Source organism: Rhodoblastus sp. (genome assembly GCF_041915505.1).
GTDB lineage: Bacteria > Pseudomonadota > Alphaproteobacteria > Rhizobiales > Beijerinckiaceae > Rhodoblastus.
In genome coordinates, this window is record NZ_JAYSBG010000388.1 from 1 (window position 1) to 3,128 (window position 3,128).

At 64.0% G+C, this 3,128-nt stretch carries 3 protein-coding genes; 2 read left to right on the forward strand and 1 reads right to left on the reverse strand.

What is annotated here, in order from left to right:
• Positions 1 to 1,618 (forward strand): outer membrane beta-barrel protein (locus ACE3S9_RS17370; RefSeq protein ID WP_374547738.1); only part of this gene is annotated, 1,618 nt, incomplete at its 5' end.
• Positions 1,619 to 1,672: 54 nt separating this feature from the next.
• Here the strand turns inward: ACE3S9_RS17370 and ACE3S9_RS17375 are convergent.
• Entirely contained in the window at positions 1,673 to 2,560 is an 888-nt protein-coding gene (locus ACE3S9_RS17375) for a UTP--glucose-1-phosphate uridylyltransferase (RefSeq protein ID WP_374547739.1), read from the reverse strand.
• Positions 2,561 to 2,745: 185 nt separating this feature from the next.
• Between ACE3S9_RS17375 and ACE3S9_RS17380 the strand changes: the two genes are divergently transcribed.
• Positions 2,746 to 3,128: NAD-dependent epimerase/dehydratase family protein (locus tag ACE3S9_RS17380; RefSeq protein WP_374547740.1), on the forward strand; the 383-nt coding region annotated here is incomplete at its 3' end.

The window sequence follows — 3,128 nt, forward strand, 5'->3', positions numbered from 1 at the left end:
CCGGCCCGTGCGCGTCCTCGCTCTGCTGCTCGGCGGCGTCGCCGGCTTCGCGTCCTGTGGCGCGGCGCTGGCGCAAAGCGCGGATTTCCGGCCCTCGACCTATGATTCAGAAACCGCGCCTGTTCGCCCGGCCGGAACGGGAGCGCCGATTCCCTCGACCGGAACCGCCGCGCCTCTGCCCGACGCCTTCGATCGCGACGGCGCGATCCCGCCGCCCGCCGCCTCAGGCGCCAATTACGGCAAGCCCAAGCCTTTCACGCCCAAGGCCAAGTCCAATCGCAAAGCGGTCGCGCATCCGCTGCCCGAGCTAGCGCCCTATCCGACCTCAGCCGAGGCGAGACGCCGGGCGGCGCTCGGCCTGCGGACCGAAACGATGGACCCGGCGTTACTGGGGCCCGCGCCGACCACCGCCATGCCGGCCTCGATCCCGCCGCGCCCCAGGCCCAAGGTCGAGCTGGAGCCTTTCGCCCCGATCGGCTTCTACGCCGGCCCGCTGCGCGCCCATGCCTATTCGGAGACGGATTTCGGCTATAATTCCAATCCGAACCAGGCCTCGCCCGGCGCCTCCAATCTGCGCGGCTCATCCTTCCTGCGCGAGGAAATCGGCGTTTCGGCGGAATCAGATTGGTCGAACCATAGTTTCGTCGCCGATATGCGGCTCGGCTATAATGATTATTTCAACCAGTCCAGCGCCAACGCCCCGGACGGGACCGGCAAGTTCCTGGCGCGCGTCGATGTCGCGCGCGACACCAGGATCAATATCGATGGCAATTACACGCTCTCGACGCAATATCAGACCTCGCCCAATCTCTATAACAACGGCGCCTCGACCCAATTGGCGTCGCGGCCGCTGGTCGCGGTCTATGGCGGCGGCATCGGCGCCAGCCAGATCTTCAACCGCACGGAACTGACCCTGCGCGGCTCATTCGAGCGCAATTACTGGGCCGACGCCCAATTCGCCGACGGCTCGACGCAATATTTGTCGCGCGATTCCTATGACGATTACGGCCTGACCCTGCGCGCGGCCTATGAACTCACGCCCGGCGTAAAACCCTTTGTCGAGGGCATTGTCGACCGGCGCATCCATGACACGACTTATGGGACGTCCGGCTATGCGCGCGATTCCTCGGGCGTTCAAGTCAATGCGGGCTCGACCTTCGAATTGACGCGGCTTTTGACGGGCTCGGCCTCGGCGGGCTATGCCGACCGCAATTACCAGGACCCGCGGCTGGCCAATCTGCGCGGCGCGATGTTCGATATTTCGCTGATCTGGACGGCGACGCCGCTGACCAAGGTGACCCTGCGCACCCTGACGACCATGGACGAAACCACCGTCGCCGGCGCCTCCGGGACCATCACGCGCGGCGGAACGCTCGAAATCGCCCATGCGCTGCGGCGCGACCTGACCATCACCGCCACGGGCGGCGTCCAATATGAGATCTATCCGGGCAATCCGCTGGTCCAGACTTATTATTCGGCCGGGCTGAAGGCCGAATATAATCTCACGCGCAATATCGTGCTGAAGGGCGCCTATACCTTCCAGGCCATGACGTCCAACCAGAAAAACACGGATTACACCGCCAATATCATGACGGTCGGCCTGCGGCTGCAGCAGTGAGGCGTCTGGACGCCAAGAACCCGCCGGCCGCGTCAGACGCGGCCGGCAAAACAATCACAAACTTCCGACGATCCGCTTCAATTCGGCGCGGAAGCCGGGTTCGATATCGGGCCGCGCCAGCGCGAAGGCCACATTTGCGGCGAGAAAGCCGACCTTCGAGCCCGTGTCATAGGTCTTGCCGTCGAAATGGCGGGCGAAGAATTTCTGAGCCTTGGCCAGTTCGATCATGGAATCGGTGAGCTGGATTTCGCCGCCGGCGCCCTTCTGGCCCTTGGCGAGCAGGTCGAAAATCTCCGGCTCCAGCACATAGCGGCCCGAAATGATGTAGTTCGAGGGCGCGGTCCCCTTCGGCGGCTTCTCCACCATGCCGGTGATCTCGAAAGACGCGCCGAAGTCCTGGCCCTTGGCGACCACGCCATATTGATGGGTGTCCTCGGGCGCGACCTGCTCGACCGCGATTACATTGCCGCCGAGCTCGTTATAGGTGTCGACGCACTGCTGCAGGCAGCGTTTTCCGCTGGCGCCCGGCAAAGTGATCATGTCGGGCAGGATCACGGCGAAGGGCTCGTCGCCGACGATGTCGCGCGCGCACCAGACGGCATGGCCGAGGCCGAGCGGCGACTGCTGGCGGGTGAAGCTGGTCGCGCCGGCGGCCGGCAGGTCGCCTTTCAGCCCTTCCAGCTCCTTCAGCTTGCCGCGCCGCTGCAAAGTGTCCTCAAGCTCATAGGCGATGTCGAAATGATCCTCGATCACCGCCTTGTTGCGGCCGGTGACAAAGATGAAATGCTCGATGCCGGCTTCGCGCGCTTCCTCGACGCAATGTTGCAGCACCGGCCGGTCGACCACGGTCAGCATTTCCTTAGGCACGGTCTTGGTGGCGGGAAGAACGCGCGTGCCGAGGCCGGCGACGGGGAAAACGGCTTTACGGATCTTTTTCGGCATTGGCCCTCAGCCTTGTTGACAACCGGCCTGCCTGACGGCGGGCCGCCGCTTGTAGCACTGACGCGTTTTGCGCGCCAAGGGCCGTTCACCAAGAAGGGTTAAAGCGGCGGCCTGTGACTTTCGCAGTTCCAAAGCACCCTCCCGATGATTTACAAGGACCCGACGCGGACCCGAGAGGAAGAGCAATGACCGTTCTGGTGACCGGCGGCGCCGGCTATATCGGTTCTCACATGGCCTATGAACTGGTCGATTCCGGCGATGACGTGGTGGTTCTCGACAATCTTTCGACCGGCCGCCGCGCCGCCGTCCCGCCGCAGGCGGAGCTGGTGATCGGCGATTTTGGCGATGAGGCCCTTGTCAGCGATCTGCTGAAAAGCCGCAAGATCGAGGCGATCATCCATTTCGCGGCCAAGATCGTGGTGCCGGAATCGGTCGCCGACCCGCTCGGCTATTACCACAACAACACCGCCTCCGCCCGCAGCCTGCTCGCCAAGGCGGTCGAGGCCGACGTCAAACATTTCATCTTCTCCTCCACGGCGGCGGTCTATGGCGAGCCGGAGCAGAATCC

Coding starts and splice junctions, on each gene's coding strand:
- ACE3S9_RS17375 (WP_374547739.1), bottom strand. CDS start 2,560: ATGCCGAAAAAGATCCGTAAAGCCGTTTTCCCCGTCGCCGGCCTCGGC.